The 14,204-nt window shown below is 66.5% G+C and carries 11 protein-coding genes and 2 rRNA genes; 10 read left to right on the top strand and 3 right to left on the bottom strand.

Annotated elements, in window-relative coordinates; all coding sequences use genetic code 11:
* Positions 1–196 precede the first annotated feature (196 nt).
* From V2W30_RS22175 to V2W30_RS22220, 10 genes are all read left to right on the top strand, one after another.
* Positions 197–3,319: ribosomal RNA gene (locus V2W30_RS22175) — 23S ribosomal RNA — on the top strand.
* 88 nt (positions 3,320–3,407) lie between these two features.
* Positions 3,408–3,524: ribosomal RNA gene (rrf, locus tag V2W30_RS22180) — 5S ribosomal RNA — on the top strand.
* Between the two features lie 82 nt (positions 3,525–3,606).
* Complete coding sequence (locus V2W30_RS22185; protein WP_338699029.1) at positions 3,607–4,254, top strand: HAD family hydrolase; 648 nt, start codon at positions 3,607–3,609, stop codon at positions 4,252–4,254.
* A gap of 56 nt (positions 4,255–4,310) precedes the next feature.
* Positions 4,311–5,546, top strand: coding sequence for an MFS transporter (locus tag V2W30_RS22190; protein WP_425244581.1), 1,236 nt, complete (start codon positions 4,311–4,313; stop codon positions 5,544–5,546).
* Positions 5,497–6,672 carry an acetoin utilization protein AcuC gene (locus V2W30_RS22195; protein WP_338699031.1) on the top strand — a complete coding sequence of 392 codons (1,176 nt, stop codon included), beginning with the start codon at positions 5,497–5,499 and terminating at the stop codon, positions 6,670–6,672. The genes V2W30_RS22190 and V2W30_RS22195 overlap by 50 nt, the downstream gene beginning before the upstream one ends.
* Before the next feature lie 88 nt (positions 6,673–6,760).
* The gene (locus V2W30_RS22200; protein WP_338699033.1) at positions 6,761–7,576 is read left to right on the top strand and encodes a phosphatase; all 816 of its coding nucleotides are present in this window, start codon (positions 6,761–6,763) and stop codon (positions 7,574–7,576) included.
* Positions 7,577–7,705: 129 nt separating this feature from the next.
* Positions 7,706–7,918 carry a helix-turn-helix domain-containing protein gene (locus V2W30_RS22205; protein ID WP_338699034.1) on the top strand — a complete coding sequence of 71 codons (213 nt, stop codon included), beginning with the start codon at positions 7,706–7,708 and terminating at the stop codon, positions 7,916–7,918.
* 172 nt (positions 7,919–8,090) lie between these two features.
* Entirely contained in the window at positions 8,091–8,189 is a 99-nt protein-coding gene (locus V2W30_RS22210) for a 30S ribosomal protein bS22 (RefSeq protein WP_003948845.1), read from the top strand.
* A gap of 257 nt (positions 8,190–8,446) precedes the next feature.
* Positions 8,447–9,520 (top strand): NAD-dependent epimerase/dehydratase family protein, encoded by a 1,074-nt coding sequence (locus V2W30_RS22215; RefSeq protein ID WP_338699036.1) that lies wholly within the window; start codon positions 8,447–8,449, stop codon positions 9,518–9,520.
* 14 nt (positions 9,521–9,534) lie between these two features.
* Positions 9,535–10,581: a lysophospholipid acyltransferase family protein gene (locus tag V2W30_RS22220; protein ID WP_338699038.1), complete on the top strand. Its 1,047-nt coding sequence runs from the start codon at positions 9,535–9,537 to the stop codon at positions 10,579–10,581.
* A 102-nt stretch (positions 10,582–10,683) separates the two neighbouring features.
* Here the strand turns inward: V2W30_RS22220 and V2W30_RS22225 are convergent, their stop codons facing one another.
* The 3 genes from V2W30_RS22225 to V2W30_RS22235 form a co-directional block, all read right to left on the bottom strand.
* On the bottom strand, positions 10,684–11,892 hold the full coding sequence (locus tag V2W30_RS22225) for a DUF5667 domain-containing protein (RefSeq protein ID WP_338699040.1): 1,209 nt from the start codon (positions 11,890–11,892) through the stop codon (positions 10,684–10,686).
* Positions 11,893–12,146: 254 nt separating this feature from the next.
* Positions 12,147–12,950, bottom strand: coding sequence for an ECF subfamily RNA polymerase sigma factor, BldN family (locus V2W30_RS22230; RefSeq protein ID WP_338699041.1), 804 nt, complete (start codon positions 12,948–12,950; stop codon positions 12,147–12,149).
* A gap of 310 nt (positions 12,951–13,260) precedes the next feature.
* Positions 13,261–14,196, bottom strand: coding sequence for an HAD-IB family hydrolase (locus V2W30_RS22235; protein ID WP_338699042.1), 936 nt, complete (start codon positions 14,194–14,196; stop codon positions 13,261–13,263).
* Positions 14,197–14,204 lie beyond the last annotated feature (8 nt).

Raw genomic sequence — 14,204 nt, forward strand, 5'->3', positions numbered from 1 at the left:
CTGCTCTGGTCGTAAGTACTGCTTCGGCGTGGAAAGCGAATAGGACAGGCGAGGGTGTCGGGCACGCTGTTGGGTATCTGAGGGTACGGATTTCGATCCCGACCTCAATGCCGGCCCCGGTAAAAATCTGCTTCGGTGGGTTGTGACGGGTGGTTGGTCGTTGTTTGAGAACTGCACAGTGGACGCGAGCATCTGTGGCCAAGTTTTTAAGGGCGCACGGTGGATGCCTTGGCACCAGGAACCGATGAAGGACGTGGGAGGCCACGATAGTCCCCGGGGAGCCGTCAACCAGGCTTTGATCCGGGGGTTTCCGAATGGGGAAACCCGGCAGTCGTCATGGGCTGTCACCCATACCTGAACACATAGGGTATGTGGAGGGAACGCGGGGAAGTGAAACATCTCAGTACCCGCAGGAAGAGAAAACAACCGTGATTCCGGGAGTAGTGGCGAGCGAAACCGGATGAGGCCAAACCTTGTATGTGTGAGACCCGGCAGGGGTTGCATGCAGGGGGTTGTGGGATCTCTTTGTCACAGTCTGCCGGCTGTGAGACGAGTCAGAAACCGTTGATGTAGACGAAGGACATGCGAAAGGTCCGGCGTAGAGGGTAAGACCCCGTAGTCGAAACGTCAGCGGCTCGTTTAAGAGACACCCAAGTAGCACGGGGCCCGAGAAATCCCGTGTGAATCTGGCGGGACCACCCGTTAAGCCTAAATATTCCCTGGTGACCGATAGCGGATAGTACCGTGAGGGAATGGTGAAAAGTACCGCGGGAGCGGAGTGAAATAGTACCTGAAACCGTGTGCCTACAAGCCGTGGGAGCGTCGCGCAGGGAACTTGTTCCTTGCGTCGTGACTGCGTGCCTTTTGAAGAATGAGCCTGCGAGTTTGCGGTGTGTTGCGAGGTTAACCCGTGTGGGGAAGCCGTAGCGAAAGCGAGTCCGAATAGGGCGATTCAGTAGCGCGCTCAAGACCCGAAGCGGAGTGATCTAGCCATGGGCAGGTTGAAGCGGAGGTAAGACTTCGTGGAGGACCGAACCCACCAGGGTTGAAAACCTGGGGGATGACCTGTGGTTAGGGGTGAAAGGCCAATCAAACTCCGTGATAGCTGGTTCTCCCCGAAATGCATTTAGGTGCAGCGTCGTGTGTTTCTTGCCGGAGGTAGAGCACTGGATAGGCGATGGGCCCTACCGGGTTACTGACCTTAGCCAAACTCCGAATGCCGGTAAGTGAGAGCACGGCAGTGAGACTGTGGGGGATAAGCTCCATGGTCGAGAGGGAAACAGCCCAGAGCATCGACTAAGGCCCCTAAGCGTACGCTAAGTGGGAAAGGATGTGGAGTCGCAGAGACAACCAGGAGGTTGGCTTAGAAGCAGCCACCCTTGAAAGAGTGCGTAATAGCTCACTGGTCTAGTGATTCCGCGCCGACAATGTAGCGGGGCTCAAGCGTACCGCCGAAGTCGTGTCATTGCGATATATACCCCCAACGGGGATCGTGATGGGTAGGGGAGCGTCGTGTGCCGGGTGAAGCAGCCGCGGAAGCGAGTTGTGGACGGTTCACGAGTGAGAATGCAGGCATGAGTAGCGATACACACGTGAGAAACGTGTGCGCCGATTGACTAAGGGTTCCTGGGTCAAGCTGATCTGCCCAGGGTAAGTCGGGACCTAAGGCGAGGCCGACAGGCGTAGTCGATGGATAACCGGTTGATATTCCGGTACCCGCTGTGAAGCGTCAAACATCGAATCCAGTGATGCTAAGGCCGTGAAGCCGTTCCGGACCCTTCGGGGAATGGAAAGTGGTGGAGCCGCCGGCCCAAGTTGGTAGTAGGTGAGTGATGGGGTGACGCAGGAAGGTAGTCCAGCCCGGGCGGTGGTTGTCCCGGGGTAAGGGTGTAGCCCGTGTGATAGGTAAATCCGTCGCACATGAGGGTGAGACCTGATGCCGAGCCGATTGTGGTGAAGTGGATGATCCTATGCTGTCGAGAAAAGCCTCTAGCGAGTTTCATGGCGGCCCGTACCCTAAACCGACTCAGGTGGTCAGGTAGAGAATACCGAGGCGTTCGGGTGAACTATGGTTAAGGAACTCGGCAAAATGCCCCCGTAACTTCGGGAGAAGGGGGGCCATCACTGGTGATTGGATTTACTCCATGAGCTGGGGGTGGCCGCAGAGACCAGCGAGAAGCGACTGTTTACTAAAAACACAGGTCCGTGCGAAGCCGTAAGGCGATGTATACGGACTGACGCCTGCCCGGTGCTGGAACGTTAAGGGGACCGGTTAGTGCACTTTCGGGTGTGCGAAGCTGAGAACTTAAGCGCCAGTAAACGGCGGTGGTAACTATAACCATCCTAAGGTAGCGAAATTCCTTGTCGGGTAAGTTCCGACCTGCACGAATGGCGTAACGACTTCTCGACTGTCTCAACCATAGGCCCGGTGAAATTGCACTACGAGTAAAGATGCTCGTTTCGCGCAGCAGGACGGAAAGACCCCGGGACCTTTACTACAGTTTGATATTGGTGTTCGGTTCGGCTTGTGTAGGATAGGTGGGAGACTTTGAACCAGCCACGCCAGTGGTTGGGGAGTCGTCGTTGAAATACCACTCTGGTCGTGCTGGATGTCTAACCTGGGTCCGTGATCCGGATCAGGGACAGTGTCTGATGGGTAGTTTAACTGGGGCGGTTGCCTCCCAAAGAGTAACGGAGGCGCCCAAAGGTTCCCTCAGCCTGGTTGGTAATCAGGTGTTGAGTGTAAGTGCACAAGGGAGCTTGACTGTGAGACCGACGGGTCGAGCAGGGACGAAAGTCGGGACTAGTGATCCGGCGGTGGCTTGTGGAAGCGCCGTCGCTCAACGGATAAAAGGTACCCCGGGGATAACAGGCTGATCTTCCCCAAGAGTCCATATCGACGGGATGGTTTGGCACCTCGATGTCGGCTCGTCGCATCCTGGGGCTGGAGTCGGTCCCAAGGGTTGGGCTGTTCGCCCATTAAAGCGGTACGCGAGCTGGGTTTAGAACGTCGTGAGACAGTTCGGTCCCTATCCGCTGCGCGCGCAGGAGTCTTGAGAAGGGCTGTCCCTAGTACGAGAGGACCGGGACGGACGAACCTCTGGTGTGCCAGTTGTCCTGCCAAGGGCATGGCTGGTTGGCTACGTTCGGAAAGGATAACCGCTGAAAGCATCTAAGCGGGAAGCCTGCTTCAAGATGAGGACTCCCACCCCCTTTGAGGGGTTAAGGCTCCCAGTAGACGACTGGGTTGATAGGCCAGATCTGGAAGCCCGGTAACGGGTGGAGGTGACTGGTACTAATAGGCCGAGGGCTTGTCCTCAGTTGCTCGCGTCCACTGTGTTGGTTCTGAAACCATGAACAACCGTCGTAGTCATAGGCCACGACTCCGGTTGACAGTTTCATAGTGTTTCGGTGGTCATAGCGTGAGGGAAACGCCCGGTTACATTCCGAACCCGGAAGCTAAGCCTCACAGCGCCGATGGTACTGCAGGGGGGACCCTGTGGGAGAGTAGGACGCCGCCGAACAAGTTTTAGGGAAAAGCCCCGTGCCTCTGGCACGGGGCTTTTCTGCGTTCCAGGGCAATAGCGGTCGTTTAGTGTCGTGTGTATGCGCTACGACCTCGTCATCTTCGACAACGACGGTGTTCTCGTCGACAGTGAGCCCCTCTCCAATACGCTCCTGGCCGCCTATCTCACCGAACTCGGGCACCCGACCTCGTACGAGGACTCCCTGCGGGACTACATGGGCGCCGCCATGCACCGCGTACACGACGTGGTGTACGAGCGGACCGGGGAGCGGCTGCCCGCGGACTTCGACGACGTCTTTCACGCGCGAGTGTTCGCCGCGTTCGAGCGGGAACTGGAACCCGTCGACGGTGTCGTGGACGTGCTGGAGAAGCTGACCGCCGACGGGGTGCCGTTCTGTGTGGGGTCATCGGGCAGTCATGAACGGATTCGGGTCGGGCACCGGAAGACCGGGCTCGACGAGTGGTTCAGTGACGAACGGATCTTCAGCTCGCAGGATGTCGGGCGAGGAAAGCCGGCGCCCGATCTGTTTCTGTACGCGGCCGAGCGGATGGGGGTGGCGCCGGAGCGGTGCGTCGTCGTCGAGGACAGCCCGCTGGGGGTACGGGCGGCCGTCGCCGCCGGGATGGACGTCTACGGGTTCACGGGCATGACGCCGGCCGAGCGCCTCGAAGGGGCCACCGGACTGTTCGGTGACATGCGGGAGCTGCTGGGGCTGCTGTCGCGGTGAATTCGGAGCTTGATCCATCTACCCAGCGGTAGGTGAGGGGCATACGCTGTGCCGCCATGAGCGATGGCACCGATGGCATAGCGGGCGAGCTGCGGTGGGGGCGGAGATCGCTGGCTTTCAGCTTCTTCGCGCAGGGGGCGGCGTTCGCGCTGCTGGTGACCCGGATCCCCGCCATTCAGGACCAGTACGGGATATCGGACGGGCTGCTGCCCGTCTTCCTGGCCGCCGTGCCGATCCTGGCCGGGGTCGGCAGCGTAGGCACCGAACAGCTGGTGAAGCGGGTTCGGCCCAGCCAGGTGCTGCGGTGGTCGCAGCCCGTCGTGCTCCTGGCGCTGCTCGGCGTGGGAGCGGGGGACAGCCTCGCCGAAGTCGCCGTGGCGCTCGGGGCGTTCGGGCTCGCGGTGGGGGCGCTGGACGCCTCGATGAACATGCTCGGGGTGAGCCTGCAACGGGCGTACGGGCGCAGCATCATGCTCGGGTTCCACGCCGCGTACAGCTTCGGCGGGATCGTGGGGGCGTCGCTCGCCTGGGTCGGGGCGCACTGGGACCTGTCGCTGTTCGTCTCGTATCTGCCGGTCGCCGCCGTGCTGTTGCCGCTGTGTCTGGTGGGGAGCCGGTGGTACGTCGACGGGAACGCGGCCGTCGAGGACGAGGTCGCACGGCAGCAGTCCGGCGGGGTCGTCTTCAAGATGCTGTTGCCGCTGTGCCTGGTGATGTCGTTCGCGTACATCGGTGACTCGACGGTCTCCAACTGGAGCGCGAAGTACCTCCAGGACGTGCTGGGCAGCTCGGAGCAGATGTCGACCGTTCCGTACAACGTCTACATGGTGATGACGCTCGTGGGGCGGGCCGTCGGGGACGTGGGGGTGCGGCGGTTCGGGGCCGTGGCCGTGGTGCGGTGCGGGACCGTGGTGGCCGCCGCCGGGTTCGGAGTGGTGGCCGTGGCGCCGGGGGCCTGGGTGGGGATGCTCGGGTTCACGCTGCTGGGGCTCGGGCTGTGTGTGATCGTGCCGCAGACGTTCGCGGCCGCGGGACGGATGTTCCCGAACGCGTCCGACGCCGCCGTCGCCCGGCTCAATATCTTCAATTACGTTGGTTTTCTGGTGGGTTCGCCGCTTGTGGGGGCTCTGGGCGATGCGTGGAGCTATCGCGGGGCGATGCTCGTGCCGATGGCGTTGGTGCTGGTGACGCTCGTGTACGCCCCTGCCTTCGGGAGCGGGAAGGACCGATACGGTGGCGGACATGAGCGGCCGCGCGCAGTTGATGTGGGACCCGGCGGTAGCGGGGTATGACTTCGGATCCGGGCACCCGATGGACCCGGTCAGACTGGATCTGACCCGGCGTCTCGTCGGAGCCTTCGGACTTGAGCGGGACATCGAGGTCGTCGCGGCCAAGCGGGCCGGTGACTCGACGCTGCGCCTCGTGCACCGCGAGGACTACATCGCTGCGGTCAAGGCCGCGTCGGCGGACCCGGAGGCGGCCGACCAGGCGTACGGGCTCGGTACCACCGACGATCCGGCGTTCGCCGGGATGCACGAGGTGTCCGCGCTGATCGCGGGGCAGTCCGTGGGCGCGGCCGAGGCGGTGTGGCGCGGGGACGCGCTGCACGCCGTGAACTTCGCCGGCGGGCTGCATCACGCGATGCCGGGGGCGGCCTCCGGGTTCTGCGTCTACAACGACGCGGCCCTCGCCATCGCGCGACTCCTCGAACTGGGCGTCGAGCGGGTCGCGTACGTGGATGTGGACGTGCACCACGGCGACGGGGTGCAGGCCGCGTTCTGGGAGGACCCGCGGGTGCTCACCGTGTCCCTGCACGAGCACCCCCGCACGCTGTTCCCGCAGACCGGCTGGCCCGAGGAGACCGGGGCCGACGGGCCCGCCGAGGGGACGGCCGTGAACGTCGCGCTGCCCGCGGGGACCGGCGATGCGGGCTGGGTGCGGGCGTTCCACGCCGTCGTACCCGAGTTGCTGGCGGAGTTCCGGCCGCAGGTGCTCGTGACGCAGCACGGCGCCGACACGCACTTCGAGGACCCGCTCGCGCACCTGGCCGTCTCGCTCGACGCGCAGCGGGCCGTGCAGGTCGCCTGTCACGAGCTGGCGCACGAGTACGCGGACGGGAAGTGGATCGCGCTGGGCGGCGGCGGATACGCCGTGGTCGATGTGGTGCCGCGGTCCTGGACGCATCTGGTGGCGATCGCGGCGGGGCGGGAGATCACGCCAGAGACCGTGATTCCCGACGGATGGCGACAGGAAGTGTTCGCAAGGACACGGCAGTTGGCGCCGACGCGGATGACGGACGGGCGCTGGCCCGTCGAGTTCCGGGAGTGGGGGGCAGGCTACGACCCCGCCGACCGGCTCGACCAGGCGATCCTGGCGACACGTAAGGCGGCGTTCCCGCTGCGGGGGCTGCTTCCTTAGGAAGGCGCCACGGCGGCCGTTACTCCGACTGTGGGGTGTTTGGACGTTTTGTAGGCACCTGGTCTCTGAATGGACCAGCATCACAAGGGTGTTGAGCACCGGCGCCCTGCGAGCGCACCTGTTGGCGGCTCGGCTTGCCGGGCCCGTGGCGACCTCCCGCGAGGAGAGTCTGCGCAGTTACCGGCTGTTCGAGGCGCGTGATCCGCGTGTGCTGCTCGGGCTCGATCCCGAATGGGCCTGGGGCCGGCGGGACCTGCTCGCGCTGATGGCCGACAAGTGCGGGGTCTCGGCGGACCCCGACCACACCTCCGGGTACGACGTCATCGATCCCGAGCGTACGCTCACGGCGCTCGACGCCTTCGCGGACCGGCTCGGCCGGGCCCTCGACCGTCGCTCCCCGGTACTGATCGGGACGGGTCATCCGCATCGACTGCTTGGTTTCTACGCCGCGTTGGCGGACGCCTTGTCGGCGGCGGGATGCCCTGTCCTCACCCCGGCGCAGGGTCGCAGTGTCGACATAACGACCCGGTTTGGTCTACGTACGTACAACCTTGACTACGTACGAGGAGTCGCGCTGGTGCGCGAACCGGGCGCGTGGCCCCCTGGTAGTGAGACCGGCGCACACACCCACTCGCCACTCCCGGTTCGGGTCGCCCTGGCCGCGCTCGCGGAGGCCGGCGACCCCCTGCCGGGGTTGGTCGTGGGGGACCACGGATGGGTCTGCGGCGCAGGTCAGTTGGGGTTCGAGGCCATCGGCCTGGCCGATACGGATGATCCCGCACTGTTCGTCGGTGAGGCCGAGGGGCAGGTGTCCGTCGTCGTTCCGCTTGATGACGCTGTGCGGTCTGATTACTACCGACCGCTTACTCGCTATGTACTCAATCGAGCGTGTCTGTCACAGTAGGCGGCCGATCGCTGCTCCTCTTCCCCACTCGCACCACACGCCCCTAGTCTGGGGAGTGAGCACGCAACGACGTTGAGTCACCGGAAGGGGAAGCCGGTGGCCGTCGAGTGCGGAAGGTTCAGGTGTGTCATGGCTGCTGGTGACAACAGGCCTCTGAACGAGGTGCAGTTCCTGACCGTGGCGGAAGTGGCCTCGGTCATGCGTGTGTCCAAGATGACCGTGTACCGACTGGTGCACAGCGGTCATCTGCCCGCGATCCGGGTGGGGAGGAGCTTCCGAGTCCCGGAGCAAGCGGTTCACGAGTACCTCCGCGAGTCCTATGTGGGGGTGGAAACAGCCTGATCGGCGCCCCCGGGAGACCCTTCGGGAGATCTCGGGGAGCCCTCGATTTCAAGCTCGGCGCTCGGGCGGGGTAGGCTGGCCCTCCGTAGGTCGTGTGGGCCCCAATGCAGCCCCGCACCGAGTGATTGTCCCCGCACCGCGGGGGTCGTCCGAGAAGTGAGCGAGGGTAGTCGTGGGCTCTGTTATCAAGAAGCGGCGTAAGCGGATGGCTAAGAAGAAGCACCGCAAGCTGCTGAAGCGCACCCGCGTGCAGCGTCGCAACAAGAAGTAAGCGATCGCTGCGTCAAGCGCGCACACTGTGGCCCTTTCACCGTTCGGTGGGAGGGCCACAGTGCGTAGGAGCCGGTTCGTTGAACAGGCACGGGTTCACCGGCGAAGTTCAAGCGACAACGGCCTGTACGTGTGTCTGTGGCTGTCGTCACTTCCTGCATCGTGCGGTCATCACAGCGCAACACCGACCCGCTAACGTGGGCCGCGAGCAGTGGATGCGGAGCGCGGCGGGGCTGGGACGGAAGGTAGGCGCTGATCTTGGGCAAGGTCGTGCTCGTGACCGGGGTGGCCCGGCAGCTGGGGGGTCGGTTCGTACGACGGATCCAGCGTGACCCGGAGGTCGACCGGGTGATCGGCGTGGACGCGGTGCCGCCGGCGCATCATCTGGGCGGCGCCGATTTCCTCCAGGCGGACATCCGGCAGCCGACGATCGCGCGGGTGCTCGCGGAGCACCACGTGGACACCGTCGTGCACATGGACGTGACCGGGACGCCGCTGGCCAGCGGTGGCCGCGGTTCGGTCAAGGAGACCAACGTCATCGGGACGATGCAGCTCCTCGGCGCGTGCCAGAAGGCGCCGAACGTGAAGCGCCTCGTCGTGAAGTCGAGTACGAACGTGTACGGGTCCGCGCCGCGCGACCCGGCCGTCTTCACCGAGACGACGCCGCCGAAGTCGCTGCCGAGCGGCGGCTTCGCCAAGGACACGGTGGAGGTCGAGGGGTATGTGCGCGGGTTCGCCCGGCGCCGCCCCGATGTCGCGGTCTGCGTGCTGCGCTTCGCGAACATCCTCGGCCCCACGGCGGATTCGCCGCTCGCCGAGTACTTCGCGCTGCCGGTCCTGCCGACGGTGTTCGGCTACGACCCGCGGCTTCAGTTCGTGCACGAGGACGATGTGATCGAGGTGCTGCGGATCGCCTCGCACGATCCGGACCGCGGCACGCTCAACAGCGGGACCTTCAACATCGCGGGGGACGGCGTCCTGCTGCTGTCGCAGTGTTCGCGCCGGCTGGGTCGGCCGACCGTCCCCGTGCTGCTGCCTGCCGTGACCTGGGTGGGTGGGGTGCTGCGTACGCTGGCGGTGACGGACTTCTCGCCCGAGCAGATCAGGCTGCTCACGCACGGGCGGGTGGTGTCGACGGCCCAGATGCGCGACACACTGGGGTTCAGGCCCAAGTACACGACGGCGGAGACCTTCGCGGACTTCGTACGGGGTCGAGGTCCGGGACTGCTGCCGCCGCAGGCCCTCGCGGGGGCCGTGGACCGGATCGCCGCGCTGCCCTTCCTGGGCGGCGACCGCACGCCCAGCCACCCCCCGACGCAGAGCGCCAACTGAGGAGCGCATCAACGATGGCGGACGCCAAGGTCATTCCGTTCGACGACGACAGGTCGCGGGGGGCGGTCGGCAAGGGTGCGGCCGCGCGCCGCAGGGGCCCGGGTGGCGGCCGGCGCACGGGCGAGCCCGCCGCCGTGCGCGAGGTGAAGCCGTTGCCCGTGCAGCAGCAGGCGGAGCCCGCTGCCGAGCCGCGTGAGGCCGGGGAACCGGAGAAGCGGGGCGGTGGCTGGGACCGGCGGATCGCGGGCGGTCTGTCGTTCCTGCGGCGGCGCATCACCGGGGACTACGACGTCGACGAGTTCGGCTACGACAAGGAACTCACCGACCAGGTCCTGATGTCGCTGCTGCGGCCGATCGCGGAGAAGTACTTCCGGGTCGAGGTGAAGGGCGTGGAGAACATCCCGTCCGAGGGCGGGGCGCTGATCGTCTCCAACCACTCGGGGACGCTGCCGCTGGACGGCCTGATGATGCAGGTCGCCGTGCACGACCATCACCCGGCGGAGCGCCATGTGCGGCTGCTGGCGGCCGACTTGGTGTTCATGCTGCCGGTGGTGAACGAGCTGGCGCGCAAGGCCGGTCACACGCTGGCCTGTGCGGAGGACGCACAGCGGCTCCTGGAGAGCGGCGAGCTGGTCGGGGTGATGCCGGAGGGCTTCAAGGGCATCGGGAAGCCGTTCAGCGAGCGGTACAAGTTGCAGCGGTTCGGGCGGGGCGGGTTCGTCTCGACGGCGCTGCGGGCGGGGACGCCGATCGTGCCGTGCTCGATCGTCGGGGCGGAGGAGATCTACCCGATGATCGGCAACGCGAAGACGCTGGCCCGGGTCCTCGGCTTCCCGTACTTCCCGATCACGCCGACGTTCCCGTGGCTGGGCCCGCTGGGGGCGGTGCCGCTGCCGACGAAGTGGACGATCCAGTTCGGGGAGCCGATCCCGACGGACGGCTATCCGCCCGAGGCGGCGGAGGACCCGATGCTGATGTTCAACCTGACGGACCAGGTCCGCGAACAGATCCAGCACACGCTGTACAAGTTGCTGGTGCAGCGGCGGTCGGTGTTCTTCTGAGGCGGGCCTGCGAAGGCTTCCTCTGAGGGTGCGGCTGGAGGGCGCGGCTACGGGAAAAGGGGCCCGGTTTCCCGGGCCCCTTTCCGCTTCCGTGCCGCTTCGCTACTTCGCGTCCTCGCCGTCGATGCCCAGGCCTGGCAGCAGGCCCGGCAGGAGCGGGGGCAGGGTCACGTCCGGTGCGGTGGTGCCGGTGCCGCTGGAGCTGCCGTGGGACGGCGTCGGGGTCGACTTCTCGTCGTCCGGCGGGTCCAGGAGGCCGCCCGTGGTGTCGCCGAGCAGTCCGCCGCCGTCGTCCTCGCGCGAGCCGGAGCTCGACGGCTTCGGCTTGCTGGACGTGGAGCCGCCGCGGTCGCTGCCGGCGGAGCCGGACGGGGCCGAGCGATCGGGATCGGAGGTCCCTGGTGACGTGGCCCGATGACGGCCGGTGCCGGGCGAACCACCCTGGTCGGGGGGCTGTGGCAGCAGCGAGCGCAGCGGGTCGACCTCTTGGTCTATGGCGTCGAAGACCGAGCTCACCTGGTCCCGTACGTCACCGAGCTGGACCGGGAGCTTGTCGCTGAGCGCGGTCCAGCTCTGCCGGTGCGATTCGGAGAACGCGGACAGGGCCTGGATCGGGCCGAGCGAGCCGTCGCGCTTGTACGCCTCGCTGAGCAGCCGGTGGCCCTCCGACGCGTCGTACCGCATCCCGGAGAGCGCGCGCCTGACCTCGCCCACGGACTCGTGGTCGAGCTGGCCGCCGCGGCCTCGGTCCATGAGCCGGCGCGCTTCGTTCAGCCGCGTCGACGCCTGGTCCAGGAAGATCCGGCCGCGGTCGGAGTCCCCGTCGGCCATGCCGAGCTTGAGGTCCTCCATGCCGCGCTTGAGGCCGTAGAGGTGGTCACCCGGCAGGGCGTCGGAGCTCGCCGCGGCCACGCCGCTGAACGCGCCCGCCGCCACACCGACCGTGAGTCCGCCCGCCGCGATCCCCTTGGACAGGCGGGAGCGGGGCCGCAGCTTGCGCAGTGAAGTCGCCCGGTGGGCGCCCTTCGAGCGCTGCTCCGGCACGGACGGGCTCGTGCCCTCCTTGAACATGGCCTCCATGGCTGCCACGAGCTGTGCCCGCTGCACCACTTTGACCTCGGGGTCCAGCTCCGGCTTGGGCAGCTCGCCGAGGCCCGCGGCCAGGGACAGTAGCCTGCCTTGCTCGGCCTGGTCGCCCTGTCGAGCAGCCGGGTCTTCCGGCTGCTGCGCCGCCGCGCCCTGGTCGGAGTCGTCCTCCAGGGCCTGGGCGAAGGCGTTCGCCCGCCGGTGTGCCGAGACATTCGCGATCACTGGCGGCACCTCCTCTCGTCATGACGATCGACTCCCCAGGGGGTCCTGGGGTTGCACGCCCGGCCCGCTTGCACACGATCGAGTGAGCCAAGCCAGGTCGGGAGTGACCACAGGGAGCCTGCATCCCGCACAACGAGCGGCGCGGCACTTGGGTTACGGACGAAAGATGATCCGACCGCGATCCCATCTCGCCTTCACGGAAGGTGAGTTGACGACAGCGGTCGGTGAGTGAAGCGGGGGTGGTGTCCGGGATGTCAGCGTGTGTCTTCCGGCAGCAGTCGGGCCAGGGTGCGCACGGCCCGGTACTGAAGGGTTTTGATCGCGCCTTCGTTCTTGCCCATCACGCGGGCGGTCTCGGCGACGGACAGGCCTTGCAGGAAGCGCAGCGTGACGCACTCCTGCTGCTGCGGATTCAGCCTGCGTACGGCGTCGAGGAGTGCCGCGTTCGACAGGGACTCCAGGACGGAGTCCTCGGGGGAACGCTCCACCTCGTTGGCGTCGAGCATCTCGCCCGTGGTCACTTCCAGACGGAAGCGGCTCGACTTGAAGTGGTCCGCGACCAGGTTGCGCGCGATCGTGACCAGCCAGGCGCCGAAGTCACGGCCCTGCCAGGTGAAGGTCCCGATGCGGCGCAGGGCACGCAGAAAGGTCTCGCTGGTGAGGTCCTCGGCCGTCGCCTTCCCGCCGACGCGGTAGTAGATGTAGCGGTAGACGGTGTCGCTGTACTGGTCGTACAGGCGCCCGAAGGCATCGGCTTCGCCGCCTTGGGCGCGCTCGACCAGATCCATCATGCGGGCGCTGTCGCTGTCCGCGGCGGGCCGGCGGGCGGTGGACGTGCTCGAGGCTCCGGCGGCCCCGGAGCGTGCGCGTCTGCCGACCGTGGCGGCACCGGAGTCGGCCATGGCGAAGCACGGACCGGCAGGGCCGGCCACGGCAGGCGCGGCGACGGCGAGGGCGGGGACGGCGTACGCGGTGGGGACGAAGCCGCGCAAGCGGTCTACGACCGTTGCGCGCAGCGTAGCCAGGCCCGAGGCGTCAACCCCGACGTGTTGAAACACGGGACTCCCAGAGGCAGAGCTTCCATCACGTGCAGTGCGGGACCGTTCACCCGTCGTACTGACGCGTGGGTACCGGTTTGCGTCTGAGGAGAATAACGCTTCGTGCAGGGAGCGCTACACCCAGTTGCTCAAATCATCGATTCCGTCACTTCTGTAGCTGATCGGCGATGCTTCAAGTACCGGAGAGTGACCACTTGTTGATCGGATTAGGTCATGTTCCGGTTGCGCTCGTGACGCCTTGTGGCCGAGTGGTATCCGCGTGACTGGCGGGAGCCGGTGCGGGGTAAGACCCTTCGATCGGCGCCGGGAGTCAGCGCCGGCGGCGGTGCAGGGCGATCGCCGCCGCCGTGCCGCCCGCGACCGCGCCGACTCCGGCCGCGGCGGGGATGCCCACCTTCGCGGCCTTGCGGCCGGTGCGGTAGTCCCGCAGGCGCCACTCCCGCTCGCGCGCGTACTTGCGCAGCTTCGCGTCGGGGTTGATGGCGTACGGGTGCCCGACGAGCGAGAGCATCGGGATGTCGTTGTGGGAGTCGCTGTACGCGGCGCAGCGGCCGAGCTCCAGGCCCTCCGCCGACGCCAGCGCCCGGACGGCCTCCGCCTTCGCGGGGCCGTGCAGGGGCTCGCCGACGAGCTTGCCCGTGTAGACGCCGCCGATGGACTCGGCGACCGTGCCGAGGGCGCCGGTCAGGCCGAGGCGGCGGGCGATGACCGTGGCGATCTCCACGGGTGCGGCGGTGACCAGCCAGACCTTCTGGCCCGCGTCCAGGTGGGCCTGGGCGAGGGCGCGGGTGCCGGGCCAGATCCGCTCCGCCATGTACTCGTCGTAGATCTCCTCGCCGATGGACATCAGCTCGGAGACCCGGTGGCCCTTGACGATGGACAGCGCGCTGTCGCGGGCGTCCTGCATGTGCTCGGGGTCCTCGACACCGGCGAGCCTGAACCAGGCCTGCTGCCAGGCGAACCTGGTCAGTTCACGGCGCTGGAAGAACTTCCGCTTGTAGAGGCCGCGCCCGAAGTGGAAGATCGCGGCGCCCTGCATGACGGTGTTGTCCAGGTCGAAGAAGGCGGCGGCCTTGTCGTCGCCGACGACCGGGAACTCCGGTTCCTCGGCGGCCTGGTCGAGCGCCTGCTGCTCCTCCAGCTCCTGGGAGGACTTGCGGGCGGCCTCGGCCGAGGCCTCGCCTGCCAGCACGCTCCGCGCGGTGGCGGAGCGCCTACGGGGTGTGAGCCATCCGAGAGCGGCCATGTCGTGAG

Source organism: Streptomyces sp. Q6 (assembly GCF_036967205.1).
GTDB lineage: Bacteria > Actinomycetota > Actinomycetes > Streptomycetales > Streptomycetaceae > Streptomyces > Streptomyces citrinus.

Excerpts from the sequence above, each read along its gene's own strand:
- V2W30_RS22195 (WP_338699031.1), top strand. The coding sequence starts at position 5,497 with ATGAGCGGCCGCGCGCAGTTGATGTGGGACCCGGCGGTAGCGGGGTAT.
- V2W30_RS22185 (WP_338699029.1), top strand. The coding sequence starts at position 3,607 with ATGCGCTACGACCTCGTCATCTTCGACAACGACGGTGTTCTCGTCGAC.
- V2W30_RS22220 (WP_338699038.1), top strand. The coding sequence starts at position 9,535 with ATGGCGGACGCCAAGGTCATTCCGTTCGACGACGACAGGTCGCGGGGG.
- V2W30_RS22235 (WP_338699042.1), bottom strand. The coding sequence starts at position 14,196 with ATGGCCGCTCTCGGATGGCTCACACCCCGTAGGCGCTCCGCCACCGCG.
- V2W30_RS22190 (WP_425244581.1), top strand. The coding sequence starts at position 4,311 with ATGAGCGATGGCACCGATGGCATAGCGGGCGAGCTGCGGTGGGGGCGG.
- V2W30_RS22205 (WP_338699034.1), top strand. The coding sequence starts at position 7,706 with ATGGCTGCTGGTGACAACAGGCCTCTGAACGAGGTGCAGTTCCTGACC.